This window comes from Microbacterium sp. 22296, from assembly GCF_052045385.1.
Taxonomy (GTDB): domain Bacteria; phylum Actinomycetota; class Actinomycetes; order Actinomycetales; family Microbacteriaceae; genus Microbacterium.
Genome location: NZ_JBQEOS010000012.1, coordinates 48,085 through 73,267, shown reverse-complemented (window position 1 = coordinate 73,267; position 25,183 = coordinate 48,085). Strand labels below are relative to the sequence as shown.

18 protein-coding genes are annotated in these 25,183 nt (G+C 71.1%); 8 read left to right on the top strand and 10 right to left on the bottom strand.

Annotated elements, in window-relative coordinates; translation table 11 throughout:
* The first annotated feature begins 78 nt into the window (after positions 1 to 78).
* The 3 genes from ACTJJP_RS16410 (at position 79) to ACTJJP_RS16400 (ending at position 3,479) form a co-directional block, all read left to right on the top strand.
* Complete coding sequence (locus ACTJJP_RS16410; RefSeq protein WP_440776052.1) at positions 79 to 855, top strand: ABC transporter permease; 777 nt, start codon at positions 79 to 81, stop codon at positions 853 to 855.
* 55 nt (positions 856 to 910) lie between these two features.
* A complete protein-coding gene (locus tag ACTJJP_RS16405; RefSeq protein ID WP_440776051.1) occupies positions 911 to 2,083 on the top strand; it encodes an ABC transporter substrate-binding protein in 1,173 nt (390 codons plus the stop codon).
* A 133-nt stretch (positions 2,084 to 2,216) separates the two neighbouring features.
* Positions 2,217 to 3,479, top strand: coding sequence for an LCP family protein (locus tag ACTJJP_RS16400; protein WP_440776050.1), 1,263 nt, complete (start codon positions 2,217 to 2,219; stop codon positions 3,477 to 3,479).
* A 158-nt stretch (positions 3,480 to 3,637) separates the two neighbouring features.
* Here ACTJJP_RS16400 and ACTJJP_RS16395 read toward each other — a convergent pair whose 3' ends face one another.
* On the bottom strand, positions 3,638 to 4,381 hold the full coding sequence (locus ACTJJP_RS16395) for a MerR family transcriptional regulator (protein WP_440776049.1): 744 nt from the start codon (positions 4,379 to 4,381) through the stop codon (positions 3,638 to 3,640).
* A gap of 59 nt (positions 4,382 to 4,440) precedes the next feature.
* Here ACTJJP_RS16395 and ACTJJP_RS16390 point away from each other — a divergent pair, with 59 nt between their 5' ends.
* From ACTJJP_RS16390 to ACTJJP_RS16380, 3 genes are all read left to right on the top strand, one after another.
* Complete coding sequence (locus ACTJJP_RS16390; RefSeq protein WP_440776048.1) at positions 4,441 to 5,622, top strand: glycoside hydrolase family 3 N-terminal domain-containing protein; 1,182 nt, start codon at positions 4,441 to 4,443, stop codon at positions 5,620 to 5,622.
* Positions 5,623 to 6,223: 601 nt separating this feature from the next.
* A complete protein-coding gene (locus tag ACTJJP_RS16385; protein WP_440776047.1) occupies positions 6,224 to 10,597 on the top strand; it encodes a DUF3418 domain-containing protein in 4,374 nt (1,457 codons plus the stop codon).
* A gap of 273 nt (positions 10,598 to 10,870) precedes the next feature.
* Positions 10,871 to 11,761, top strand: coding sequence for a hypothetical protein (locus ACTJJP_RS16380; RefSeq protein WP_440776046.1), 891 nt, complete (start codon positions 10,871 to 10,873; stop codon positions 11,759 to 11,761).
* A gap of 63 nt (positions 11,762 to 11,824) precedes the next feature.
* Here the strand turns inward: ACTJJP_RS16380 and ACTJJP_RS16375 are convergent, their stop codons facing one another.
* The 7 genes from ACTJJP_RS16375 to ACTJJP_RS16345 all read right to left on the bottom strand — a co-directional run bounded on the left by ACTJJP_RS16375 (position 11,825) and on the right by ACTJJP_RS16345 (position 20,252).
* Positions 11,825 to 12,682 (bottom strand): hypothetical protein, encoded by an 858-nt coding sequence (locus ACTJJP_RS16375; protein WP_440776045.1) that lies wholly within the window; start codon positions 12,680 to 12,682, stop codon positions 11,825 to 11,827.
* A complete protein-coding gene (locus ACTJJP_RS16370; RefSeq protein ID WP_440776044.1) occupies positions 12,679 to 13,344 on the bottom strand; it encodes a LuxR C-terminal-related transcriptional regulator in 666 nt (221 codons plus the stop codon). The genes ACTJJP_RS16375 and ACTJJP_RS16370 overlap by 4 nt, the downstream gene beginning before the upstream one ends.
* Positions 13,332 to 14,726 carry a sensor histidine kinase gene (locus tag ACTJJP_RS16365; protein ID WP_440776043.1) on the bottom strand — a complete coding sequence of 465 codons (1,395 nt, stop codon included), beginning with the start codon at positions 14,724 to 14,726 and terminating at the stop codon, positions 13,332 to 13,334. Before ACTJJP_RS16365 ends, ACTJJP_RS16370 begins: the two co-directional genes overlap by 13 nt.
* Positions 14,727 to 14,858: 132 nt before the next feature.
* A complete protein-coding gene (gene mmsB / locus ACTJJP_RS16360) occupies positions 14,859 to 16,124 on the bottom strand; it encodes a multiple monosaccharide ABC transporter permease (RefSeq protein WP_235561284.1) in 1,266 nt (421 codons plus the stop codon).
* On the bottom strand, positions 16,111 to 17,682 hold the full coding sequence (gene mmsA, locus ACTJJP_RS16355) for a multiple monosaccharide ABC transporter ATP-binding protein (protein WP_440776042.1): 1,572 nt from the start codon (positions 17,680 to 17,682) through the stop codon (positions 16,111 to 16,113). Before mmsA ends, mmsB begins: the two co-directional genes overlap by 14 nt.
* A 118-nt stretch (positions 17,683 to 17,800) precedes the next feature.
* The gene (gene chvE, locus ACTJJP_RS16350) at positions 17,801 to 18,904 is read right to left on the bottom strand and encodes a multiple monosaccharide ABC transporter substrate-binding protein (protein ID WP_440776063.1); all 1,104 of its coding nucleotides are present in this window, start codon (positions 18,902 to 18,904) and stop codon (positions 17,801 to 17,803) included.
* A 322-nt stretch (positions 18,905 to 19,226) separates the two neighbouring features.
* A complete protein-coding gene (locus ACTJJP_RS16345) occupies positions 19,227 to 20,252 on the bottom strand; it encodes a LacI family DNA-binding transcriptional regulator (protein WP_440776041.1) in 1,026 nt (341 codons plus the stop codon).
* 271 nt (positions 20,253 to 20,523) lie between these two features.
* On the opposite strand from ACTJJP_RS16345, the gene ACTJJP_RS16340 reads away from it, so the two are divergent.
* Together ACTJJP_RS16340 and ACTJJP_RS16335 are read left to right on the top strand one after the other, a co-directional pair.
* Entirely contained in the window at positions 20,524 to 21,507 is a 984-nt protein-coding gene (locus tag ACTJJP_RS16340; protein ID WP_440776040.1) for a Gfo/Idh/MocA family protein, read from the top strand.
* A gap of 145 nt (positions 21,508 to 21,652) precedes the next feature.
* Positions 21,653 to 22,513, top strand: coding sequence for an NYN domain-containing protein (locus ACTJJP_RS16335; protein ID WP_440776039.1), 861 nt, complete (start codon positions 21,653 to 21,655; stop codon positions 22,511 to 22,513).
* Between the two features lie 103 nt (positions 22,514 to 22,616).
* Here the strand turns inward: ACTJJP_RS16335 and ACTJJP_RS16330 are convergent, their stop codons facing one another.
* Both ACTJJP_RS16330 and ACTJJP_RS16325 read right to left on the bottom strand, forming a co-directional pair.
* Positions 22,617 to 23,243, bottom strand: a complete 627-nt coding sequence (locus ACTJJP_RS16330) for a hypothetical protein (RefSeq protein ID WP_440776038.1) — start codon at positions 23,241 to 23,243, stop codon at positions 22,617 to 22,619.
* Between the two features lie 85 nt (positions 23,244 to 23,328).
* Complete coding sequence (locus tag ACTJJP_RS16325) at positions 23,329 to 24,891, bottom strand: ATP-dependent DNA ligase (protein ID WP_440776037.1); 1,563 nt, start codon at positions 24,889 to 24,891, stop codon at positions 23,329 to 23,331.
* Positions 24,892 to 25,183 lie beyond the last annotated feature (292 nt).

The window sequence follows — 25,183 nt, the reverse complement described above, 5'->3', positions numbered from 1 at the left end:
GACACGCCGCCCCCGGCGAACGGTACCGGATGCCGTAACCCGGTGCGCCGCGGCATCCTTCTCTCTCGGAGGTCCGCGATGAACGCGACGCCCCTGCCCGGCTGGGCGCGCCTGGCCGCGCCGATCGTCGTCGGCGTCGCGGGACTTCTCGCCTGGTACGCCTTCGTCGCCTCGGGCAGTGCACCCCGGATGCTGCCCGATCCGATCGCGGTCGCGAGCGAGCTCGTGGAGCGCTTCCCGCTGGTGTGGGAGGCGGCCGGGATCACCGGCACCAATGCCCTCGTGGGGCTGCTCGCCGGCACCGTCGTGGGGGTGCTGCTCGCCGCCCTCGCCGCGACCTGGCGGCCGGTCGACGGCATGACCGCGCCGCTCGTCGCCGCCCTCGCGGTGGTGCCGATCGTCGCGCTCACCCCGATCCTCAACACCATGTTCGGCGCATCGAGCCAATTCGGACGTCAGGCCGTCGCCGGGATCGCGGCGTTCGTGCCGGTGTTCGTCAACACCCTCCGCGGCCTCCGCCAGACTCGCCCGGTGCAACGCGACCTGTTCCGGGCCACCGCCGCCACCGGCGGACAGACGTTCCTGCGTCTCACCCTCCCCACCGCGCTGCCGTACCTGCTCACGGGTGTTCGGGTCGCGGCATCCCTCGCCGTCATCTCCGCCCTGGTCGCGGAATACTTCGGCGGCCCCGCCGACGGCATCGGCACCGCCATCGCCACGTACGCCAAGTCGGGCCGAGCGGCCCTCGCCTGGGCGTTCGTCGGCGGGGGCATCGCGATCGGCCTCGTCTTCTTCGTCGTCACCGCCCTGCTCGAACGCGTCGTCGCGAAACGGCTCGGCGCCCTGCGTCCCTAGACACTCGCAGCCTGCTCCACCCGACACCTGCTCCACCCGACCGGAAGGACAACCCATGAGACACAGCACCCGTCGCGCCCTCGGCGCGATCGCGGGGGTCGCGGCCGCGGCCCTCACTCTCTCGGCCTGCTCGGGCGGCGGTTCCGAACCCGCGGCATCCGACGGCGACTTCACGCCCCTGACCTCGGTGAAGCTGCAGCTGCAGTGGCTGCCGCAGGCGCAGTTCGCCGGCTACTACGTCGCCCTCGACCAGGGCTACTTCCAGGAGGAGGGCTTCGACGACGTCGAGGTGCTGCCCTCCGGCGGCGACATCGTGCCGCAGGACGCCCTCGTCGCGGGCGACGTCGACTTCGCCGTCGCGTGGGTGCCCAAGGTGCTCGGAACGCTCGAGAACCAGGGCGTCGAGCTCACCGACATCGCGCAGGTGTTCCAGAAGTCGGGCACGACCCAGGTGTCGTGGAAGGACTCCGGCATCACCGGCGTCGACGACTTCGAGGGCAAGCGCATCGGCTCCTGGGGCTTCGGCAACGAGTGGGAGATCTTCGCCGCGATGGCCGACCAGGGCCTCGACGCCTCGACCGTGCAGATCACCACGCAGGACTTCTCGATGAACGCCCTCCTGGACCGCGACGTGGATGCCGCGCAGGCGATGACCTACAACGAGCTCGCGCAGCTGTTCGAGACCGTGAACCCCGCCACCGGCGAGCTGTACACGGAGGCCGACGTCGACGTGATCTCGTACGAGGACACCGCCGGCGCGATGCTCCAGGACGCCATCTGGGCCGACACGCAGCGACTGGCCGACGATCCCGCGTACGCCGACGCTGCGAAGCGGTTCCTCAAGGCCGTCGTGAAGGGCTGGGTGTACGCCCGCGACAACCCCACCGAGGCGGCCGAGATCACCTACGCCGCCGCGACCGCACCGGGTGTCGACGCGTTCCCCGTCGGGCCCACCCACCAGCTGTGGCAGATGAACGAGGTCAACAAGCTCATCTGGACCGGCGGCGAGTTCGGCATGATCGACGCCGCCGCGTGGGACAAGACGGTCGAGGGCGCCCTGAAGGCCGTCAACCAGGACGGCCTCAACCTCATCACCGCGGAGCCGGGCGAGTCGGCCTACTCGAACGACTACATCGAGGACGCGCTCTCCGAACTGAAGGACGAGGGCATCACCGTCGACGGTGAGTACACGCCGATCGAGGTGACCCTCACCGAGGGCGGCAAGTAACCCGGGTACACGGGCGGGGCGGTTCCTTCCCGAGGCCGCCCCGCCCGTCGCGTGCACGCCGCACGGTGCCGGGATCGCCGACGCCGCACCCCGCACCCGGCCGACGACGGCCCGCCCGTGATTGACTACCCCCATGCCCGCCGCTCCCCCCGCCAAGCATGCGCAACGCCGCCCCGACTCCGGCGTCCGCCGCGGCCTGAAGCTGCTGGCGATCGCCCTCGCCGTCGTGGTGGTCGCCGCGGTGGCTGTCGGCGGCTTCTACGCGTGGTCGCTGACGCAGCGCCTGCAGGAGGCGGCGGTGCCCCTCCCCGACGCGCCGGCCGAGGCGCCCGCCCTGAGCGCCTACGCGGAGCCCTTCTCGGTGCTGGTCGTGGGAACCGACGAGTGCGACGACGTCGTCTCGGCGGCGTTCGGGCCGCGGTGCTCGGACCCCGAGAACGACGGTGCGCGGAACGACGTCAACATGCTCGTGCACGTGTCGGCGAACCCCCGCCGGGTCACGGTCGTCTCGTTCCCGCGCGACCTCCAGGTCGAGATCCCCGAGTGCACGGCCGCCGACGGCAGCACCTTCGGCGGAGCCTTCAAAGCGTCGATCAACACCGCCTACGAAGCCGGTGGACTCACCTGCGTGGCCGAGACCGTGTCGGAGCTGACCGGGCAGAGCATCCCCTTCGCGGGGAAGGTGAGCTTCGGAAACGTCGTCAACATCACCGACGCCATCGGCGGCGTCGAAGTCTGCATCGCCGGCGACGGTATCAACGACCCTGACGCCGGTATCGATTGGCCTGCGGGGCCGCGGGTCGTGAAGGGCTTCGACGCCCTGGCGTTCCTCCGCACCCGGTACGGCGTCGGCGACGGCAGCGACCTGGCACGCATCGGCAACCAGCAGCAGTACCTCTCGCGGCTGATCAACAAGCTCCGCAGCGACGAGGTGCTCTCGAACCCCGGCACGCTGCTGGGCCTGGCCAACACGGCCGTGAACAACATCACGCCGAGCGAGAGCCTCGCCGACCCGGTGCGCATCGCGCAGCTCGCCTACACGCTCAAGGACGTGCCCTTCAGCGACATCACCTTCGTTCAGTACCCGGTCGCCGACGACCCCGACGACAGCAACCGCGTCGTACCCGACCTCGAGGCCGCCGACACGCTGTGGCAGGCCCTGGCCGACAACGCCCCCCTGGCGTTGACGGGCGGCCTGAACGGCAACGAGGGCGTGATCGCCGACCCGTCCGCCCCGACCGCGGAGCCCACCGAACAGGCACCGGATGCCACGACCTCGGCGCCCGACGCCGGTTCCACGCCCGGTGCGAGCGCGGCGCCCGACGTTGTCGAGCTTCCCAGCAACATCAACGGCTCGAAGGCGAACCAGCCGACGTGCTCCGACGGGAACGGCTGATCCAGCGCGGTCGGCGGGAGTCATGGCATCCGGATCCTCCGCGATGCGCGCACCCTCAGCGGGTTCCGGCGGATCCCGGCTGAGGTTGTGCGAATCGCGGAGGTTGCGCACACCGCCGAGGGTGCGCCGAACGCGGCGGCCGGGCACGCCGCCCCCTCTCAGCGCGGGCGCACGGCGACGTAGGCGGCCATGGCATCCCGGATGACGATCGCGTTCTCCTCCCCGCCGTAGACCGCGGCGAACCGCGCGTCCGTCACGTAGAGCTCGCCGAGTCCGGTGTAGGCCGCGGCATCCGGAACACGCCCCCACTGCTCGGCGATCCAGTCGTGGTGCGCAGCGATCAGCGCCCGCAGCTCCGGATCGTCGGGGTCCCGCCCCGCGGCCGCGTCGCGCAGTGCGGCGTTGAGCTCACGCCCGCGGGCGTCGTCGGCGCGGCGCTGGTCGGGGCTGAGGGCGCGGCGGCGGGCGGCGCTGCGCTCCCACGCGTCGTCGCCCCACCGCTCGCGGACCTCGCCCTCGTAGCGGGAGTCGTCCACTCCCGCGAGCGCATCGTCGATGTTCATGTCTCGTCCTTCCTCCAGAGCTGCCAAGGTGTCGCGCACCGCGGTGATGCGCTGGTCCAGGCCCGATCGCTCGCGCTCCAACGCGGCGAGGTGCGCACGCACCGTGTCGGCGAACGACTGCTCGTCCGCCAGCGCACGGGCGATGTCGGGGATCGCCATGTCGAGCGCGCGGAGCGACAGGATGCGGTAGAGGCGGGCGATCTCCGCGTCGCCGTAGAACCGGTATCCGTTCGACGCGACCCGCACCGGATGCAGCAGCCCCACACTCTCGTAGTGACGCAGGGTGCGGCTGGTCACCCCCGCCGCACGGGCGACGTCCGCGATGGGCCATTCGTTCATGGCATCCACCCTGCCGCTTGACGCTGCGGCAGAGTCAAGCGCCGGGATCGTTCAGGCGCATGAGCGAGCATCGAGGGGTGAAGAGTCCCGCGCGTCCGACCGCCCTGCTGCTGCTCGCGGCGTTGACGCTCACCGCGTGCGCACCGATGCCCGTACCCGCGGTCCCCCCGTCCGCGACGATCACGCCCACGCCGACGCGTACGCCCACCCCGACTCCCACGCCCGACCCGCTGGCCGGGATGAGCCTGGACGACAAGGTCGGGCAGATGTTCATGGTCGGCACCTCGGTCGACGGAGCCGACGCGACCACCCTCGCCGCCGTCGCCGACGACCACATCGGCGGGATCTTCCTGCACGGGCGATCGGATGCCGCAACCGAGACCATCGCGGGACTCGTCGGCCAGTTCACCGCCGCGGCGGGTGCCGGTCGCCCCGACCTGTGGGTCGCCACCGACCAGGAGGGCGGCACCGTGCAGGTGCTGTCGGGGCCGGGGTTCGACGGCATCCCGTCGGCCGTGGAGCAGGCGCAGCAGACCGACGCCCAACTCCGCGCGAGCGCCGCCACCTGGAGCGGACAGCTGGCCGCGGCGGGCGTCACCGTGAACCTCGCGCCCGTCGCCGACATCGTCACGAGTCCCGAGACTGCGGCATCCAATCCCCCGATCGGGGAGTTGGCGCGCGAGTACGGGTACGACGGCGCGACGGTCGCCGCGAAGGCCGGTGCATTCGCGGCGGGAATGCGCGACGGCGGCGTGCTGCCGACCCTCAAGCACTTCCCGGGCCTCGGTCACGTGGATGACAACACCGACTACTCCACGGGAGTCACCGACGAGGTGGTCACCCCCGACGGACCCGACATCGGCGTGTACCGCACGATGCTGTCGCAGGGACCGGCGGTCGTCATGCTCTCGACGGCCGATTACGCGCTGATCGACCCCGGCGTCCCCGCGGCGTTCTCGTCGGCGGTGGTCGGGGTGCTGCGCGACGGAGTGGGCTTCGACGGGGTGGTGACCTGCGACGACCTCTCCGCCGCCGACCAGGTCGGGCAGTACTCCCCCGCCGATCGCGCCACCCTCGCCGTCGACGCGGGCGTCGACCTGCTGCTGGTGTCGGCGGATCCGTCGGTGTACCCCGAGATGCGCGACGCCGTTCGCTCGCGTGCGCAGACCGACCCCGCGTTCGCGGCGAAAGTGGATGCCGCGGCGACCCGCATCCTGACCCAGAAGGCGTCGATGCCGTGATGCGCGGGGGCGCGGGCGGGCGTGGCGCGGGGGCGCGGGGGCGGGCGTGGCGCGGGGGCGCGGGGGCGGGCGTGGCGCGGGGGTGGCGCGGGGGCGCGGGCAGGCGTGGCGCGGGGGTGGGGGGCCCGGGGGCGGGCGGTCGAGAAACGCATTCTGCGGCGAGACGCCGCATGACGCGGCGTTTCTCGCGCGAGAAGGCGTTTCTCGGCGCCTAACGCGGCGGAGCGATGCGGCGGTGCACGACGACGGGGCGGCGGTGCACGACGACGAGGCGGCGGCGCGGGCGCTCGAGAAACGCCCTCTGCGGTGAGACACGCCATGACGCGACGTTTCTCGCGCGAGAAGGCGTTTCTCGGCGCCTGATGCCGCAGCAGAGCGACGCGGCGGCGCACGGCGACCACGCAGCGGCGCGGGCGATCGAGAAACGCATTCTGCGGTGAGACACGGCACGAGAAGGCGTTTCTCGCGCGAGAAGGCGTTTCTCGGCGCCTGACGCGGCGGAACGACGCGCACACAACGCGCGCGACCCGACGACGACGCGACCCGACCCGACCCGACCCGACGCGCCGGGCGGCGCGGCCCCGCGATAGGCTGGAAGGCTGTGTCTGTCGAACCCGTCATCGTCTACCCGCCCGAGCTGCCCGTCAGCGCCGCGCGGGACGAGATCGCGCGCGCCATCCGCGACAACCAGGTCGTGATCGTGGCCGGAGCGACCGGTTCGGGCAAGACCACGCAGCTGCCCAAGATCTGCCTCGAGCTCGGCCGCACCTCGATCGCGCACACTCAGCCCCGCCGCATCGCGGCCCGCACGATCGCCGAGCGCATCGCCGAAGAGATGAAGGTGCCGCTGGGCTCCACCGTCGGCTACAAGGTGCGCTTCACCGACAAGGTGTCGGCCGACACGCGCGTGGCGCTGGTGACCGACGGCATCCTGCTCAACGAGATCCACCGCGACCGGCTGCTGCGCCGCTACGACACGATCATCGTCGACGAGGCGCACGAGCGTTCGCTGAACATCGACTTCCTGCTCGGGTACCTCCGCCGCATCCTGCCGAAGCGTCCCGACCTCAAGGTCATCGTCACCTCGGCCACGATCGACCCCGAGAGCTTCGCGCGACACTTCGCCGCTCCCCCCGCCGAGCCCGGCGGCGAGCCGATCCCCGCGCCGGTGATCGAGGTGTCGGGCCGGACGTACCCGGTCGAGATCCGGTATCGACCGTTGGGTGGCGCGGACGACGCGAGCGTAACTCCGGAGAACTCGGATGCCGACGACGACGACGCCCCGTCATCCCGGGGTAGCGCGGTTGCCGCCGCATCGAATCTCCGGAGTTCCGCACGGTCCGCCGCCAAGGCCGGGTCCGCCGCCAGAACCGCGCGCGAGGGCGACGACGTCGACGAGGTCGGCGCCGTCGTGCAGGCGCTGCGGGAGCTCGACCGGGAGTCCGCGGGCGACGTGCTGGTGTTCTTCCCCGGCGAGGCGGAGATCCGGGATGCCGCGGATGCCATCCGCGGGGCCTACCAGAGGGACGCCGCTCCGACCGAGGTGCTCCCCCTCTACGGCCGACTCTCCGCCGCCGAGCAGCACCGCGTCTTCGAGCGCTCGAGCGTCGCGGGGGTCCGCCGCCGCGTCATCCTGGCCACCAACGTCGCCGAGACGAGCCTCACGGTCCCTGGCATCCGGTACGTCGTCGACACCGGGACCGCGCGCATCTCGCGCTACAGCAGCCGGTCCAAGATCCAGCGCCTGCCGATCGAGGCAGTGTCGCAGGCCTCGGCGCAGCAGCGCTCGGGGCGCGCCGGCCGCACGTCACCGGGCATCGCGATCCGGCTGTACTCGGAGGAGGATTTCACCCGCCGCCCGGAGTACACCGAACCCGAGATCCTGCGGACGTCGCTGGCATCCGTCATCCTGCAGATGCTGTCGCTGGGGTTCGGCGACATCCAGGCGTTCCCGTTCCTGACCCCGCCCGACTCGCGGGGCGTGAAGGCTGCGTTCGACCTGCTCGTGGAGCTCGGCGCGGTGAAGCTGCCGGCGCCGGGGGCGCGCGCCGACACCTCGCGCGATCGAGACGTCCGCGACGACGGCGACCCGTCGCGCCCACGTGGCGACCGGTCCCGCGGCCGCGACGACGACCGCGGCCCGCGCCTGACCGAGATCGGCCGCGAGATCGCGCGGCTTCCGATCGACCCGCGCTTCGCCCGCATGCTCATCGAGGCGCGGCGAGGCGACGTGCAGCCCGAGGTGCTCGCGATCGTGTCGGGCATGTCGATCCAGGACGTGAGAGAGCGGCCCGAGGAACGCCGCGAGGAAGCCGACCGGTTCCACGCGCGTTTCACCGACCCCACCAGCGACTTCCTCTCGCTGCTGAACCTCTGGGACTACCTGCAGGAGAAGCAGGCCGAGCTCGGCTCGAGCGCCTTCCGGCGCCTCTGCCGCAGCGAGCACCTCAACTACGTGCGCGTGCGCGAGTGGATGGACGTGCATCGGCAGTTGCGGTCGCTCGGCGGCGAGCGCGGCTCGGGCGACGGCGGCGGCTCGCGTGGCTCCGGCGAGGGCGCCGGGCGCGGCGAGGGGCGCGCGGCCGGGCGCGGCGGCTCGGGCGACGCCGGGCGCGGCGGCTCCGGTGAGGCCGGGCGCGGCGCGAGGAACCATGTCCCACTTATGGCCGCTTCGGAGCGCTCGAAACAGCACCGTTCGGGACACGCACCGTCAAAAGAGGGACGAGGGTCGAAAGGCGACGGACGAGGCACGCCGGATGCCACCCCCGAGGGCCACGCCGCCGGCGACGCCATCCATCGCGCGATCCTCTCCGGACTGCTGTCGCACCTCGGCATCCTGGATCCCCGCACGATGGCGCAGGCCAAAGACCGGAAGGCGCCCGGCGACGCCCGACCGGTCAAGGGCGAGTACATCGGCGCGCGCGGAGCGCGGTTCGCGATCTTCCCCGGCTCGGGGCTGAAGAAGAAGCGGCCGTCGGCGGTCATGGCCGCCGAGCTCGTCGAGACCTCGCGCCTGTTCGCCCGCACGGTCGCCGCGGTCGACCCCGCCTGGGCGGAGGATCTCGCTCCCGACCTGGTGAAGCGCTCCCTGAGCGAGCCGCACTGGTCGAAGGATGCCGGCTCCGCCGCCGCCTACGAGAAGATCACCCTCTTCGGCGTCGAGCTCGTCGGCCGCCGTCGCGTGCAGCTCGCGCGCTTCGACCGGCCTCTCGCCCGCGAGATGTTCGTGCGCCACGCACTGGTCGAGGGCGAGTGGGACCCGTCGGTGCTCGACAAACGGCTCACGGCGTTCCTGCGCCGCAACCTCGAACAGCGCCGGCTGCTCGAGAAGATCGAGGAGCGCGAGCGCCGCCGCGACATCCTCATCGGCGACGAGGCGGTGTTCGCGTTCTACAACGCGCGCATCCCGGCCGACGTCACCGACGTGCGCTCATTCGAGACGTGGTGGAAGGATGCCGTCACCCGCACGCCCAACCTGCTCGATCTGCGCGAATCCGACCTCACCGGCGATCGCGCACAGGGTGATGACCGCGCATTCCCCGCGCGCTGGCGTCAGGGCGACCAGACGCTGAACCTCGCCTACCGCTTCGAGCCCGGAGCGCCCGACGACGGTGTCACGGTCGTGGTGCCGCTCCCCCTGCTCGCTCAGCTGCGGCCCGACGGCTTCGACTGGCAGGTGCCGGGCATGCGCGACGAGCTCGTCACCGCATTGCTGCGGGCGTTGCCCAAGACGATCCGCCGAAACGTCGTGCCCGCCGCGGACTGGGCCGAGAAATTCAGCGCGGAGCTCGCCGAGAAGGGCCCCGAGCACGCGAACGGCCTGCCCCGGACGACGCTCGTCGACGCGCTCGCGGCGCTCGTGCAGCGCGTGGCCAATCAGCGTGTGAGCGCCGCCGACTTCGAGCTGGAGCGCGTCCCGGGCCACCTCACACCGTCGTTCCGCGCGGTCGACGCGCGGGGCCGCGCAATAGGCATCGACCGCGACCTGGGCGCCCTCCAGCGCCGCCTCGCCGACAGGGCCCGCTCCAGCGTGGAGTCGGCCGTCACCCGCGAGCGCCCCGCCGCGCGTTCCGCGGCCGCGAAGGTCGCCGAGGCCTCCCCCGCGTTCGCCTCGCGCGCGAAGCTCACGGCGTGGGACTTCGACGAGCTGACCGAGGTCGTCGACACTCCCGTCGCCGGCGGTGTCGTGCGCGGGTATCCGGCCCTGATCGACGAGGGCGACAGCGTGGCCCTGCGTGTGGAGGCGACCCCCGAGGACGCGGCGCGGCTCACGCGCGCGGGTGTCCGGCGCCTGATGCTGCTGGCCGTCCCCTCCCCGGCCGCTTACGTGCTCGACCACCTCACCGCGAACGAGAAGCTCGCCCTCGCGGCATCCCCGTACCAGAACGCGAAGGCCCTGATCGAGGACGCGCGCGTGGCATTGGCCGACGACCTGCTCGGTCGCGAGAACCCGAGCGGCGTCGTGCGGACCACGTCCGACTTCGAACGGGTGCGCGACGCGTTCTCGGCCGCGTCGGTCGAGCGCACATTCCAGACCGTCTCCCTCACGGCGAAGATCCTCCTCGCGCAGCGCGAGGTGGAGCGGGCGATGAAGGACGCGGCATCCATCACGCTCCTCGGCGCCCTCAACGACGTGCGGGGCCAGGTGACGGGGCTGCTGTTCCCGGGATTCCTGTCGCGGACCGGCTTGCCGCGTCTGCAGCACTACCCGCGATACCTGGCCGGCGCGCTCGACCGCGTGAAGACGCTCTCCGACAACCCGGGCCGCGATCGGCAGCGCATGACCGAGTACGAACGCGCCGCCGCGGGCTTCGCCGAAGCCGGGGGCACGGTTCCCCTCCCCGCCGACGCCCCGGCGAACCTCGTGCAGACGCGGTGGCTGCTGGAGGAGCTGCGGGTGAGCCTGTTCGCCCAGCGCCTCGGCACCGCCGAACCGGTGTCCCCACAGCGCATCGCGAAGGCGTTGAAGGGCTGACACCTCCGGCACGTCGACGCGACTCGGACCGACGGACCGGGCGCGCGCGACGGGCGCGCGTGGCGTGCCGGCGTCCCCTTGCGGACATGGCCGCACCTGGGCGTTGCGTCCGGAGGGGGATGTCCGCCACGGTGAGACGAGCGACCGACGGCGGTCGACGCGTTCCGACCGGTTCGCTCGCCATCCTCCCGGTCGTCGCGGCCGCCTCGCCCACGGCACCCCGCCGCGGCATTCGAGCCGACCGGCGACCGACTTCCGACTCCGAGGGATCTCATGAAACGCATCACGCAGCTCGTCACCCTGGTCGCCCTGACGACTCTTCTCGCTCTCGGCGGAGCCACCGCGGCCTCGGCACGCGGCACGGCTGCCGTCACCGCGAATCCCAGCGCGATCGCGGTCGATGAGACCGCGACCATCACCGCCACCGGGCTGGGCGGGCTGGAGGACGCCTTCTTCGGTCTCGCCGGCTCACCGGGGGGCCTGCTCCCGACGCAGTCTGGCGGGGCCGGCTCCACCGACCTCAGCGTGCCGGCCAACGACGGCCAGGCCACGGCGTATTTCCGTGCAACGCAGGCGGGCACCTTCACCGTCGCCGTCGGAGACGGCGAGACCGTGCTGGGCACCGTGTCGGTGACGGTCAGCGGGTCGGCGCCTCAGCCCACCGCGACGTCGCAGACCCCCGTCATCGAGGTCGACTCCGCCCTGGTCGTCGGTCAGAGAACGCGCGTGGAAGCGAAGGTCAGCGGCCTGGAGACCGTGGGCTTCGGGCTGGACTCCACGGACGGCGGGTCTTTCAGCGACGGAAGCAGCACCGGGCCATCGATCACGACCGCCGTCACCGACGGCACGGCCACGGTCGAGTTCACGCCCGCGCGCGCCGGATCGCTGACGATCGCCCTGTCGGACGGCGAGACGGTGCTCGCCTCCGCGGTGGTCCAGGTGTCCGCCGCCTCGGCGACTCCATCGGGGACGGCGACGGCGACGCCTCCTGTCACGCCCTCGGCGAGTCCAACGTCCGCCCCGGCCGCGGACTCCGCACCGGTCCTGCCCTGGGTGCTGCTGATCGTCGCCATCCTCGTCATCGCCGGACTGATCGTCGTGCTGGTCGTCTCCCGCCGTCGGGGCTCCGGCGCGCGTCGCGGCGGTCCGACCGACAACGCGTGAGGGGTCATTTTCTGTCGCCGAACCGGAATCCGGGCGACGGAAGATGACCCGTCAGGTGCGTCGTCACGAGCGCAGGCGCACCGACCCCATGGTCGCCTGCACGTCGACCTCCGCGACCGCCGATGAACTCGTGCGCAGGCCGTTGTCGACCGCGCCCAGTCCGTCGTCGATGCGGACGTTGTACTCGTCGTCGGGGAGCGTGATGTCGGCGGAGCCGGCGGTCACCTCGACGTCGGTTCGCGTCGGGGTCACCCCGTCGAACGTCGCCGTCAGCTCGCCCCCGGCGACCTCGAACGACGCGGTCTCGGCATCCTGGATCCGCGCCGAGGCGGACCCGCCCGACACCGTGAGGTCGACGTCGCGCGCGGCGCCGTCGACCGACGCCGTGCCGCCCGCGACCTCCACCGTCACGTCACCGAAGTCGCCGGTCATCTCGAGTGCTCCGCCGGTGACCTGGATGTCGGCACGGATGCCGGCCCCGTCGAGATCGCGCGGGAGGATGAGGGTCGCGCGCGACCCGCGGCCCGCGTCGACGAACGACCCGGACGGCGAGGCGACGCGCAGGGAGTCCCCGTCGCGCTCGAACGTCCACCCGCTGCGTCCGCGGGTGTCGGCGTCGAGCTGTGCAGCCTCGACGTCACCGAACTCGACGGTCAGTTCCCCTCCGGCCACGTCGATGTCGAGGTCAGCCAGCTGAGCCGTCGAGCTGTCGTACGACGCGTCGTACGAGGAGTCGGACGAGACCGAATCGCCCCGCCAGTCGGCCATGCGCGCCACGGCCGACACTCCCGTGCCGGCGAGGGTGCCGAGGGCGACGCACGCGCCGACGACGATCGTGATCGCGGACACGGCGAAGGCGGCGCCGCGGCGACGGGGCGGCTCGGGGGCTGCGGGGGCGGGCAGGGGTGTCTGTGCGGTCATGACGAGGCTCCGGTGTGATCGTGGCCGAGGTGGACGAGGGCGGCGATGACGCGGCGGTTGCCGGTCTCGTCCTGCTCGAGGCCGAGCTTGGTGAAAATGGCGGTGATGTACTTCTCGACGCTGGCTTCGGAGACGAAGAGCGTGTTCGCGATCGCGTGATTCGAGCGACCCTCGGCGATGAGCGCGAGAACGGAGCGCTCGCGTTCGGTGAGGCTCTGCAGCCGCTCGTCGCGGCGGCGACGGGTCAGCAATTGGGCGACGACCTCGGGGTCCAGCACCGTGGCTCCCCCCGCGATGGCGGCGACCGCGGCGAGGAAGTCGGCGACGTCGGCCACCCGGTCTTTCAACAGGTACCCCAGCGCCCCCTGCCCGTCGGCGATCAGGTCGCTCGCGTACCGCTCTTCGACGTACTGCGACAGGACGAGGACGGCGAGCCCCGGATGCCGGGACCTCAGCGCGATCGCCGCGCGGATGCCCTCGTCGGTCCAGGTCGGCGGGAGACGGACGTCGAGGATGCAGAGCTCGGGCGTCGTCTCCGCGACCGCCGCCTCGAGGCCCGCGGCATCCGGAAGGGCGGCGACGACCTCGTGTCCGTCGTCGGCGAGCAGGCGCACGAGTCCCTCGCGCAAAAGGACCGAGTCTTCGCAGATCAGGACGCGCACGGGACGTTCACCTCCACCGTGGTCGGGCCGCCCTGGGGGCTGTCGATGCGCGCCGTGCCGCCCGCGGCGGTGACGCGGTTGACGATGCCGTCGAGGCCGCCGCCGGGGACGATCCGCGCGCCTCCGAGACCGTCGTCTTCGACGCGGGCCCAGAGCGAACCGTCCTCGCGCACCCGTACGTCGACGCGGCACGCCGCCGCGCGGGAGTGCTTCGCCGCATTCGTGAGGGTCTCCGCGATCGCGAAGTACACCGCCTCCTCGGCGGCGCGTCCGCAGCGTCGGGGCAGCCGGACGTCGAGGGTCACGGGGATGTGCGAGCGGGATGCCAGGGCCGACAGCGCGGCATCCAATCCTCGGTCCTCCAGCACGGAGGCGTGGATGCCGCGGGCGAGCTGGCGCAGTTCGGTGATGGCCGACTTGGTCGAGGCGTGGGCCTCGGCGACCAGCGCCTTCGCGGCCTCGGGGTCGTCGTCGATCTTGGTCTGCGCGAGCCCCAGGGTCATGCCGATCGAGACCAGCCGCGGCTGGACGCCGTCGTGCAGGTCGCGTTCGATGCGCGTGCGCTCGACCTCGGCGGCACGGACGGCACCGGCTCGACGGGTGTCGGACGTCCGGGCCTGCTCGACCAACTGCGCCTCGCGGGACGGGACGAAGATCGCCCGCACGATGACACCGTGCAGGACCGCGAGACCGACGATCACGCCGAGCGCGACGACGACCGCGGCGAGTCCGGTCAGTGGAGCGGCGATCCCGGGGAGCGGCACGATGCCGAAGAGGCGCGTGTCGGACCAGCCGAAGATCGGGCTCGCCGTGAGACCGATCCCCCACGACACGACGCCGATCGAGGCGATCGTGGCGAGCCCCAGGATCGTCGCGATGGCGAACGATGCCACCGCGCGCCACTGCAACGGGTCGATGGCCTGCAACCAGACGGTGTGCAGCACGCCGACGAAACCGGGCTTGGGGCTCCGGCGCGGGCGGATCGGCGCGAGTCCGAGACCGTAGAGACCGGCGACGCGGGCCCGCTCGAACCACGCCACCGCGAACAGCGCGTAGACGAAGGCGACGAGCACCACGACCCCGATGAGCAGGGCGGGGAGCAACCCGAAGCCCGAGCCGAACAGGCCGAACAGTGCCGTGAAGACCGCCGGACCCACGACGCCGAGGGCGGCGAGGTGGGCAGCCGCGCCGGCGACGCGACCGGGTGAGGCGATGCGCACCTTCGGCGGGACGGCGACGACGGGGGCGTCGGGGGGCGAGGCCGTCGCGGACGAGAGCGGCACGGTGGCCGCGCTCGAGAGGTCGGGCAGCGGAGTCGTGACGTTCGCAGCGGATGCGCCGGGAAGCGGAGGCGGAGGCGGGAGAACGGGTGACGAGGTCATGGCATCCACGCTAGGACGGCGTCCTTGGCAGCGCTGCCCGGTCAGCCCCCCGGTGCCGTTCGGGTTATCCCGAAGCGCGGACGACGAACGCCCCGCCGCACGAGGCGACGGGGCGTTCGAAAGGGGCGTGGATCACCCGCGCGTGCGGTTCTTGTTCCACACGTCGAAGGCCACGGCCAGCAGCAGCACGAGACCCTTGATGAACTGCTGCACGTCGGTCGAGATGCCCATGAGCGACATGCCGTTGTTCAGCACACCCATGACCAGACCACCGGCGATCGCGCCGACCACACGGCCGACACCACCCTGGACGGCAGCTCCACCGATGAAGGATGCCGCGATGGCATCCAGCTCGAACAGGTTTCCGGCGCCGGGTCCGGCCGAGTTCAGGCGACCCGTGAACACGATGCCGGCGAGGGCCGCGAGCACGCCCATGTTCACGAAGAGCATGAAGTCGACGCGGCGGGTGTTGATGCCCGACAGCTTCGCGGCGGTGCGGTTTCCACCGATCGCGTAGATGTGGCGGCCGAAGACGCTGCGGCTCATGACGGTCGAGTACCCGATGATCAGAACCGCCAGCACGACGAGCACGATGGGCGTACCGCGCGAACCGGGGGCCACACCGAGCAGGTAGGTGAGATACACGATGAGTGCGCCACCGCCGACGACCTTCACGAGGAAGGCGACCTGGGGCTCGTTCTGCAGCTCCAGCGCCGCGCGCTTCGCACGCTGGCGTACCTGCGACACCACGAAGAGCACGAGGGTCAGCACGCCCAGGGCGACGGTGATCCACTCCGCGGGCGACGAGGTGGCCGGGAAGAGGTCGGGGAAGAGGTAGCCGCCGCCGAGCTGGCGGTACTCGGTCGGGAAGGGCGTGATCTGCGTGTTGCCCAGGGTCATCTGCGTGAGACCGCGGAACAGGAGCATGCCCGCCAGCGTCACGATGAAGGCCGGGATGCCGATGTAGGCCACCCAGAAGCCCTGCCACATGCCGACCACCGCGCCGATCAGGAGCGACAGCACGATGCCGAGCCACCAGGGCATGCCCCACTCGACGATGAACACGCCCGAGACGGCACCGACGAAGGCCGCGACCGAACCGACCGACAGGTCGATGTGGCCGGCGATGATGATCATCACCATGCCGATCGCGAGGATCAGGATGTAGCTGTTCTGGACGATGATGTTCGACACGTTGCCCGCGGTGAGCAGACGCCCGCCGGTCAGCGCCTGGAACAGCAGCACGATGACGATGAGGGCGATGAAGATGCCGATCTCGCGCAGGCGCGAGGTGAAGAACTGCACGAGGCCCCCGGCACCGCTGCCGGCGCCGCCGCCGACGGGTCCCTTCGGCGTGGCGGGACCCTTCGGGGTCACGGTGTTGTCAAGCGCTGACATGGTCGGCTTCCTTTTCCTTCGTCATGAGCACCATGAGTGCCTCGGGAGTTGCCTCTTCGATGGGCAGCTGGCCGGTGATGTGGCCTTCGCTGAGGGTGTAGATGCGGTCGCAGATGCCGAGGAGCTCGGGCAGCTCGGACGAGATGACCAGCACCCCCTTCCCCTGCGCCGCGAGGGCGTTGATGATCGTGTAGATCTCGTACTTCGCGCCCACGTCGATGCCGCGGGTGGGCTCGTCGAGGATCAGCACCTCGGGGTCGGAGAAGAGCCACTGCGACAGCACGACCTTCTGCTGGTTGCCGCCGGAGAGCTTGCCGACGACCACATCGACGCTGGGGGCCTTGATGTTCATCGACTTGCGGTAGCGGTTGGCGACCAGGTACTCCTCGTCGCCGTCGACGAAGCCGCCCTTCACGAGCTTGCGCATTCCCGCGAGCGAGATGTTGCGCTTGATCGTGTCGATCAGGTTGAGGCCGGCGCCCTTGCGGTCCTCGGTCACGTAAGCGAGACCGCTGCGGATGGCATTGGGCACCGTCGAGGTGTCCGCCTTCTTGCCGTTGATGTAGACGGTGCCCGAGATGCGCGAGCCGAAGCTCTTGCCGAACACGCTCATCGCGAGCTCCGTGCGTCCGGCGCCCATGAGACCGGCGATGCCGACGACCTCGCCGGCGCGGACGTTGAGGTTCGCCTGGTGGATGACGGTGCGCGCGGCATCCGTGGGGTGGCTGACGTTCCAGTCCTCGATGCGCAGGACCTCGTCGCCGATCTCGACGTCGCGGTCGGGGTAGCGGTTCTCGAGCTCACGGCCGACCATGCCGCGGATGATGCGGTCTTCGCTGGTGCCGCCGGTGGCCACGTCGAGGGTCTCGATCGTGCGGCCGTCGCGGATGATGGTGACCTCGTCGGCGATCGCGCGGATCTCGTTCAGCTTGTGGCTGATGATGATGCAGGTGATGTTCTGACCGCGCAGGTGGCGGATCAGATCGAGCAGGTGCTCGGAGTCGTCGTCGTTGAGGGCGGCGGTCGGCTCGTCGAGGATGAGGAGCTTGACGTCCTTCGACAGCGCCTTGGCGATCTCGACGAGCTGCTGCTTGCCGACGCCGATCTCGTTGACGGGCACGTCGGGGCTGTCGCCGAGACCCACGCGGGCGAGGAGCTTGGCGGCCTCGCGGTTGGTGGCATCCCAGTCGATCAGGCCGCGATGGGTGATCTCGTTGCCGAGGAAGATGTTCTCGGCGATCGAGAGGTAGGGGCTGAGCGCCAGCTCCTGGTGGATGATGACGATGCCCGCGGCCTCGCTGTCGCGGATGTCCTTGAACTCGACGGTGTTGCCGTCGAAGACGATCTCGCCGCGATAGTCGCCCGCGGGGTACACACCGCTGAGCACCTTCATGAGGGTCGACTTGCCGGCGCCGTTCTCGCCGCAGATGGCGTGAACCGTTCCGCGCTCGACGGTCAACGACACGTCGGCGAGCGCGATGACGCCGGGGAACTCCTTGGTGATCGAGCGCATCTCGAGGATGGTGCTCACGAGGTCCTCCTTGCAGAACCGGCTCATCGCCGGTCGGGATGATGGGGGGCGGGTGCGCGTCGCGCGTCTCCGCGGGAGCCTCCGCCGCGACCCGATCGGGCCGCGGCGGAGGCGGGTCGGGAGGGCCGGAGCCCTCCCGCGGGGATCAACCCAGGTCGGCCTCGGTGTAGTAACCGCTGTCGACCAGGATCTCCTTGTAGTTGTCCTTCGTCACGATCGTCGACTCGAGCAGGTACGACGGGACGATCTTCTCGCCGTTGTCGTAGGTCTCTTCGTCGTTGACCTCGGGGGTCTCGCCCTTGCGGATGTCGTCGACCATGGTCACGGCCTGCTTGGCGAGCTCGCGCGTGTCCTTGAAGATCGTCGAGTACTGCTCACCGGCGATGATCGACTTGATCGAGCCGACCTCGGCGTCCTGACCGGTGACGACGGGCAGGTCGCTGGCCGAGTAGCCGCCCGAGGTGAGAGCCGAGATGATGCCGATCGACAGACCGTCGTAGGGTGAGAGCACGCCCTGCAGCTTGGTGGAGCCGATGACGGTGAGGATGTTCTCCATGCGCTCCTGCGCCGTCTCGGGCAGCCAGCGGAGGATCGCCGCCTGGCCGAACTCCGTCTGACCCGACGGGACGACGAGCGTGCCCTTGTCGAGGTAGGGCTGGAGCGTGTCGATCGCGCCCTTCCAGAAGAACGTGGCGTTGTTGTCGTCGGGGCTACCGGCGAACAGCTCGACGTTGAACGGACCCGCCGCACCCGTGTCGGCACCCGAGGCGTCGAGCACGCCGAGGCCGGTGAGGAGCGAGGTGGCCTGCTGCACGCCGACCTTGTAGTTGTCGAACGTCGTGTAGTAGTCGACGTTGGGCGTGCCGTTGATGAGGCGGTCGTACGCGATGACGGGGATACCGGCGTCGGCGGCCTGCTGCAGGACGTCGGTCAGCGTGGTGCCGTCGATGGAGGCGATGATCAGAGCCTTGGCGCCCGTGGTGATCATGTTCTCGATCTGCGAGACCTGGGTGGGGATGTCGTCGTTGGCGTACTGCAGGTCGACGTCGTAACCGAGCTCCTCGAGCTGCGACTTGACGTTGTTGCCGTCGGCGATCCAGCGCTCCGACTGCTGCGTCGGCATCGCGACACCGATGATGCCGCCTGCCTCCTCTTCGCCGCCACCGGCGTTACCGGTGCGGTCGCCCGCGCAACCCGCGAGACCGATGCCGAGCGCCAGGACGCCGGCTCCGGCGACCGCCTTGAGCATGCTGTGCTTCTTCACTCTGGTTCCCTCCATTGGGTGTTAGTCGCGATGTCTCCCCCTGGAGGCCATCGCAGGCACTGCTGACGGAGCATCTCGGGCACGCACGGCTTCGAGGGCGAAACGAAGGGCCGGTCGGTGGCGCGGGAGACCCCGCGTCGTTCGAAACGTCTTCGTCTCGACGGATCCGCTCCGCAGCGAGTCCCGTCGGCCGTGTGACCCGGTCATGTGACCGTTCACATTGTGTGTGTGATGCTACCCCGCTCGGCGGTCGACCTGTCAAGTCCCGACGCGAATGACATCGAGCCGTTGCCGAAACGTGACGAAGTCAGCGCGAGGGCGGCGCGGTCGACGACCGCACGATCAGGCGCAGATGGTCGGGCTCGGCAGCGGGGACATCGCCCTGGAACTCGCCGAGCGTCGTGAGCAGGTCGGCGACGGCGCGCGTACCGATCCCCACGAAGTCCTGTCGCACGGTGGTGAGCGGTGGCCACAGATGCGCCGACTCGGGCACGTCGTCGAAGCCGACCACCGAGATGTCCTCGGGGACCGAGCGACCTATGGCCCGAACGGCATGCATGAACCCCAGCGCCATATGGTCGTTCCCCGCGAACACCGCGGTGACGTCCTCCGCTCGCAGCAGCTCCCGTCCGGCCTCGTAGCCGAACTGCGCCGTCCAATCGCCCAGCACCGGCGGGCGCGGCGGCAGGTCGTTGGCATCCATCTCGGCGAGATAGCCCCGCATGCGATGGTCCGCCTCGATCCAGTCGCGTGGGCCCGCGACATGCAGGATGCGGGTGTGGCCCAGCTCGATCAGATGCCGCACGGCGGCACGCGCTCCGGCGGCCTGATCGTTGTGCGAGCTGGAGACCCCGGTGGATGCCACGGTCTGCACCGGCACGGGCAGCTTCAACTCCTCGAGGATCGGAATCACGCGGGTTTGAGGGGCGACCGCGATCAGCCCCTCGACCGACTGCTGCATGAGGTGATCGATCGAGGCGCGCACGTCGTCGGGGTCGCTCGTGGCGAGATTCGTGACGGTCAGCCGGTATCCCGCGGCGCGCGCGGCCGACTCGATCGCCTGCACCATGGATGCCACGCCGTGGGTCGTGACGCGCGGGCCCAGGACGCCGATCAGACGCGAACGGCTGGTGGCGAGGGCTCGGGCCGCCTGATTCGGCACGAACTTCAGCTCGGCGATCGCCGAACGCACCTTGGCCGCCGTCTCGGGACGCAACTGCGAGCTGTTGTTGATCACCCGCGAGACGGTCTGGTACGACACCCCCGCCACGCGGGCGACATCGCGGATGCTCGGGGCGCGCCCTGTCGCCTCCGGGATATCGGTGTCGCTCATCGTCCGCCTCATTGCGGGTCGCGCGCTGCTGCGTGACCGGTCACACGAGGATAGCCGACGACGCGGGAAGGGTGAACCCGGCGCGCATCGAACACTTTCGCACCGGTCGCGCGCACGAGATGCACCGCTGCCACACGCGGATCGCCGACCGCGATCGGCGCGGGGTCCGGTCGCGTTCGTCAGGCGCCGTCACCGGGGTCGGGGGCGGGAGGGAGCACACGACTCCGGGGGGCGGCCCGCGGGGACGTCGCGCGCCGATACGGTGGATGCCATGACCGGACTGCACTGGGGCATCCTCGCGACGGGCGGCATCGCCCACGCCTTCACCTCCGACCTGCGCACGGCGGGACGACATGTCGCCGCCGTCGGCTCGCGCCGCATCGACAGCGCTCGCGCGTTCGCCGAACAGTACGACATCGCGAACGCCCACGGTTCGTACGAGGAGCTCGTGGCCGACCCCGACGTCGACATCGTCTACATCGCGACCCCGCACCCCGGTCACGTCGACAACGCCCTGCTGGCGTTGGATCACGGCAAGCACGTGCTTGTCGAGAAGCCCTTCACCCTCAACGCGACCGAGGCCGCGCTCATCCGCGACCGCGCCGCCGAGAAAGGCCTGCTCGCCATGGAGGCGATGTGGACGCGCTACCTGCCCCACATGGTCCGCATCCGCGAGATCCTCGCCGCCGGCACCCTCGGCGAGGTGCGCGTCGTCTCGGCCGACCACACCCAGAAGCTCCCCACCGACCCCGCGCACCGCCTCAACGACCTCGCGCTCGGCGGCGGCGCCCTGCTCGACCTGGGCATCTACCCGATCTCCTTCGCGGTCGACGTGCTCGGACTGCCCGAGCGCATCACCGCCCTCGCCCGCCTCTCGGATGCCGGGAGCGACGCCGAGGTGGCGACGACCTTCGTGCACGCGGGCGGCGCGATCTCGACCACGGTGTCGTCGTCGCGAGGTGCCGGCATGAACGCCGCGCAGATCGTCGGCACCGAGGCGCGCATCGAGATCGACCGGGTCTGGTACACGCCCACCTCGTTCCGCGTCGTGTCGCCCGACGGCGACGTGCTCGAGGAGTTCACCTCGGAGGTCGAGGGGCGCGGCATGCAGTACCAGGCGCTCGCCGCGGAGCGCTTCGCGGCCGACGGCGCCGCGGCGAACGACATCCTCTCGATCGAGGAGACCGTCGCGATCATGGGCGTGCTCGACGAGGTGCGCCGCCAGATCGGCGTCGTCTACCCCGGCGAGCGCTGAGCACCGACGCTCGCGGCCGGTGCGCCGCGGGCGTCTCGGCCGTGCGCGCGGTGGTGAAGAGCAACGTGCCGCAGCGGTTCCCACTCGGCGGGCGTTCCCGGGCGCAGGGTTCCTCCGCGCCCGGCGGACGGGTCAGACTGGAGTCATGCCCGACACCCAGACCGCCCGCGTCGCCGTCTACCTCGACTTCGACAACATCGTGATGTCGTGGTACGACCGCGTCCACGGGCGCAACGCCTACTCGCGCGACCGGCAGAAGATCGCCGACAGCCCGGTCGAGCCCGAGATCACCGAACGGCTGACGAAGGCCACGATCGACGTGGGCGCGATCATCGACTACGCGGCGTCGTTCGGCACGCTCGTGCTGACCCGCGCGTACGCCGACTGGTCGGCCCCGGTGAACGCCGAGTACCGCTCGCAGCTGGTGGCGCGTGCGGTCGACCTCGTGCAGCTCTTCCCCGCGGCGGCCTACGCGAAGAACGGCGCCGACATCCGCCTGGCCGTGGATGCCGTGGAAGACATGTTCCGTCTCCCCGACCTGACGCACGTGGTCATCGTCGCCGGCGACAGCGACTACGTCCCCCTCGCGCAGCGGTGCAAGAGGCTCGGACGCTACGTCGTGGGCGTCGGAGTGGCGGGCTCCACGGCGAAATCGCTCGCGGCGGCCTGCGACCGCTTCGACGCGTACGACTCCCTGCCCGGCATCCCGAACCTCGCCGAGACCAAGAAGGACTCCCCGCCCTCACGGCCGCGGGCGCGCAAGCGCTCGAAGGACCCGGCGGTCGACCTGCTCGAGCGGGCGATGCAGCTGGAGGGCGAACGCGCCGACGGGGAATGGCTGCACGCGTCGGCGGTGAAGGACCTCATGAAGCGTCTCGATCCGTCGTTCAGTGAGAAGGCGCTGGGGTTCCGCAGCTTCTCCGACTTCTTGAAGGCGCAGACCGCACACGTCGAGGTGGACGAGGAGTCCAACGTCGTGCAGGTGAAGGCCGTCGTGCGCGGCTGACGGGAAGGGCTCGAAGCTCGGCGGCACCCGGCACGAGGATCGGTGTGCGCACCGCGACGGCGGCCACGCACGGTCGTGCGCGGCTGACCGGGAGGTCTCGGGATCAGCGGCGCTCGGCACCCGGTGCGACGTGCGCGAGGACACGCTCCCACACCGAGGTGAGGGTCACGTGTCCGTTCACCGAGGTGATCTCGGCGTCGGGCACGACCTCGGCCTCGGCCGACCGCATCCGGTCGACGTACCACCCGGCGTCGCCGGTGTCGGCCGGACCGTCTCCCCCGACGACGACCAGCACCTCGGCATCGAGATGGTCGAGCAGAGGCGTGCGCAGATCGCGGCTGAGCGGGTCGGACGGACTCTGCACGCCGACGATGGCCAGGCGATCCACGACCGGGCCCAGGGCCGCGGCGAGATAGATCGCGATCGGGCCGGCGGAGCGCTCCCCCACCAGTCCGACGGTGGCGCCGGGCGCTTCCCGGTCGACCAGCTCTCGCAGCGCCTCCACGGTGAGACCGGCGGGAGTCTGTCCCCCGAAGACCGGCGGGTCTTCCAGCTCGGGGGCGTCGAGTCCCACGGCGACGACGCGCACGTCGTAGCCGGAGGTGACGCGCGCGTCCGGGTCGGTGGTGGCCGCATCGCCGGTGCGGAGAACGAACACGGCGCGCGGCGCTCCGGGTGTTCCGAAACTCCGGTAGCCGAGCTCGCCGTCGAGCCAGGGGGCAAGACTCATCGCGTCGTCCTCTCGGTCCCGCGGCGCGCCACGAGACGGTCTTTTCGCCCGAGCGGCGTCTGCCGCTCGCGTGCCGCCCGCGGCATCACACCTCGTCCGTCTCATCGGAATCGGCCGAACCGCCGCCCCCGGGGAGGAGTGAACGCAGCGTGTCGATCGTGTCGGCCTCGGCCGCGGGCTTGTCGGAACGGTAGGCCTTCACGCGCGCGAAGCGCAGCGCCACGCCGCCGGGGTATCGCACGGATCGCTGGACGCCGTCGATCGCGATCTCGACGACCGTGTCGGGCACGACCCGGATGCCGCCGGGGATCTCTCCCGCCTCGCGCTCGGAGAAGTGCGCGGTCTGCCAGGTCAACAGCTCGTCGGTGAGGCCTTTGAAGGTCTTGCCCACCATGACGTAACCGTCGGTTCGCCCGAATCGCCCCTCGGGGTCTCGCGCTCCGAGGTGCAGGTTCGACAGCCAGCCCGAGCGCCGCCCCGAGCCGCGTTCGACGCCGAGCACCACGAGGTCGAAGGTGTGCACGGGCTTGACCTTGAGCCAGCTCTTGCCACGCCGCCCCGCCGTGTACGCCGCGTCGAGGCCTTTCACCATCACGCCCTCGTGACCGGCCGCGAGGGCATCGCGCGCGAACGCGTCGGCGGTGTCGACATCGTCCGTGATCACCGCGGGGATGCGCCACGCCGCGGCGATGCGCTCGAGCTCGTCGAGTCGGGCCGACAGCGGCTCGTCGACGAGGTCGCGCCCGTCGATGTGCAGGACGTCGAAGAACCAGGGCCGCAGGGCGATCTCGCGGGCCGTCTCGGCACCGAATCGCGCCATCGTGTCTTGGAAGGGGCGCGGACCCCCGTCGTCGTCGAGCGACAGCGTCTCACCGTCGAGGATGACGTCGCTCACCGGCAGACCACGGACCACCTCGACGATCTCGGGCACCCGGTGCGTGACGTCGGCCAAGGTGCGCGTGTACACGTGCACCTCGTCGCCGTGCCGGTGCACCTGCACGCGCGCCCCGTCGAGCTTGTACTCCACCGACGCCCGGCCGGCGACACCCAGCGCGTCGGCGACCGATGCGGCGGTGGAGGCGAGCATGGGCTGAACGCCACGACCGACGACGAGGCCCACCGCGGCGAGATCGTCGACCGTGCCGGTCAGGGCCACACGCGCCGTCTCGCCGAGATCGCCCGAGAGCATCGCCGCGCGCCGCACCGCCGAAACGTCGCGATCGGACGCGCGAGCGACCGCGTCGAGGAGCACCCCCTCGAGTGCTCCGGTGCGCAGTTCGCCGGTCATGACGCGGACGAGAAGCTGCCACTCCCCCGATGTCGCCCGCTCCGCCAGCGTGTCGAGGAGCGCCGTGCGGACCGCTGCCGACCCCGCCCCGCCGATCGCGGACAGCCGCGAGAAGGCGTCGTCGACGTCGTCGATGCTCAACGACGGCTCGGCGGCGTGGGATCCGCCGCGGCTCGACAGCGTGCGCCACCCGACACCGAGCCGGCCCTGACGCGGCGACGCCGTCAACAGACCCACCGCCGGCACGATCTCATCGGGCGCGAGTGACCGCAGCACCGCGGCGAGGGCGTCGACCTTCGCCAGCCGGGAGCGCGTGTTCGTCACCGCCGCGAGGGCCGTCTCGATATCGCTGAAGAGCATGTCGGCATCCTGACACCCACCTCCGACATCGCCGGTGCGCTTGCGTCGGCAGCGCGCCCGTGGCATCCGGGATCAGAACCGCCTCGCCCTCGATCTGCGGGTCGTGAGATGGGTCGCGGTGCATCGAGACCTCAGGCGTCGGCCGTGCCGTGGGGCGTCCGCCGACCCGGTGCGGAGTCGTTCGTGCGGGTGCGACGACGACGCGTCGCCCCGTCCGGGACGGTCGGGGTCATCACAGGTCGCCGATCGTCGCAACCCCCGCGTCGATGTCGGAGGTCTGAGGTGTGCTGAA

Bases quoted from the DNA above. Each gene is read 5' to 3' on its own strand.
- ACTJJP_RS16410 (WP_440776052.1), top strand. From the start codon at position 79: ATGAACGCGACGCCCCTGCCCGGCTGGGCGCGCCTGGCCGCGCCGATC.
- ACTJJP_RS16405 (WP_440776051.1), top strand. From the start codon at position 911: ATGAGACACAGCACCCGTCGCGCCCTCGGCGCGATCGCGGGGGTCGCG.
- ACTJJP_RS16400 (WP_440776050.1), top strand. From the start codon at position 2,217: ATGCCCGCCGCTCCCCCCGCCAAGCATGCGCAACGCCGCCCCGACTCC.
- ACTJJP_RS16395 (WP_440776049.1), bottom strand. From the start codon at position 4,381: ATGAACGAATGGCCCATCGCGGACGTCGCCCGTGCGGCGGGGGTGACC.
- ACTJJP_RS16390 (WP_440776048.1), top strand. From the start codon at position 4,441: ATGAGCGAGCATCGAGGGGTGAAGAGTCCCGCGCGTCCGACCGCCCTG.
- ACTJJP_RS16380 (WP_440776046.1), top strand. From the start codon at position 10,871: ATGAAACGCATCACGCAGCTCGTCACCCTGGTCGCCCTGACGACTCTT.
- ACTJJP_RS16375 (WP_440776045.1), bottom strand. From the start codon at position 12,682: ATGACCGCACAGACACCCCTGCCCGCCCCCGCAGCCCCCGAGCCGCCC.
- ACTJJP_RS16365 (WP_440776043.1), bottom strand. From the start codon at position 14,726: ATGACCTCGTCACCCGTTCTCCCGCCTCCGCCTCCGCTTCCCGGCGCA.
- mmsB (WP_235561284.1), bottom strand. From the start codon at position 16,124: ATGTCAGCGCTTGACAACACCGTGACCCCGAAGGGTCCCGCCACGCCG.
- mmsA (WP_440776042.1), bottom strand. From the start codon at position 17,682: ATGAGCCGGTTCTGCAAGGAGGACCTCGTGAGCACCATCCTCGAGATG.
- chvE (WP_440776063.1), bottom strand. From the start codon at position 18,904: ATGCTCAAGGCGGTCGCCGGAGCCGGCGTCCTGGCGCTCGGCATCGGT.
- ACTJJP_RS16345 (WP_440776041.1), bottom strand. From the start codon at position 20,252: ATGAGCGACACCGATATCCCGGAGGCGACAGGGCGCGCCCCGAGCATC.
- ACTJJP_RS16340 (WP_440776040.1), top strand. From the start codon at position 20,524: ATGACCGGACTGCACTGGGGCATCCTCGCGACGGGCGGCATCGCCCAC.
- ACTJJP_RS16335 (WP_440776039.1), top strand. From the start codon at position 21,653: ATGCCCGACACCCAGACCGCCCGCGTCGCCGTCTACCTCGACTTCGAC.
- ACTJJP_RS16330 (WP_440776038.1), bottom strand. From the start codon at position 23,243: ATGAGTCTTGCCCCCTGGCTCGACGGCGAGCTCGGCTACCGGAGTTTC.
- ACTJJP_RS16325 (WP_440776037.1), bottom strand. From the start codon at position 24,891: ATGCTCTTCAGCGATATCGAGACGGCCCTCGCGGCGGTGACGAACACG.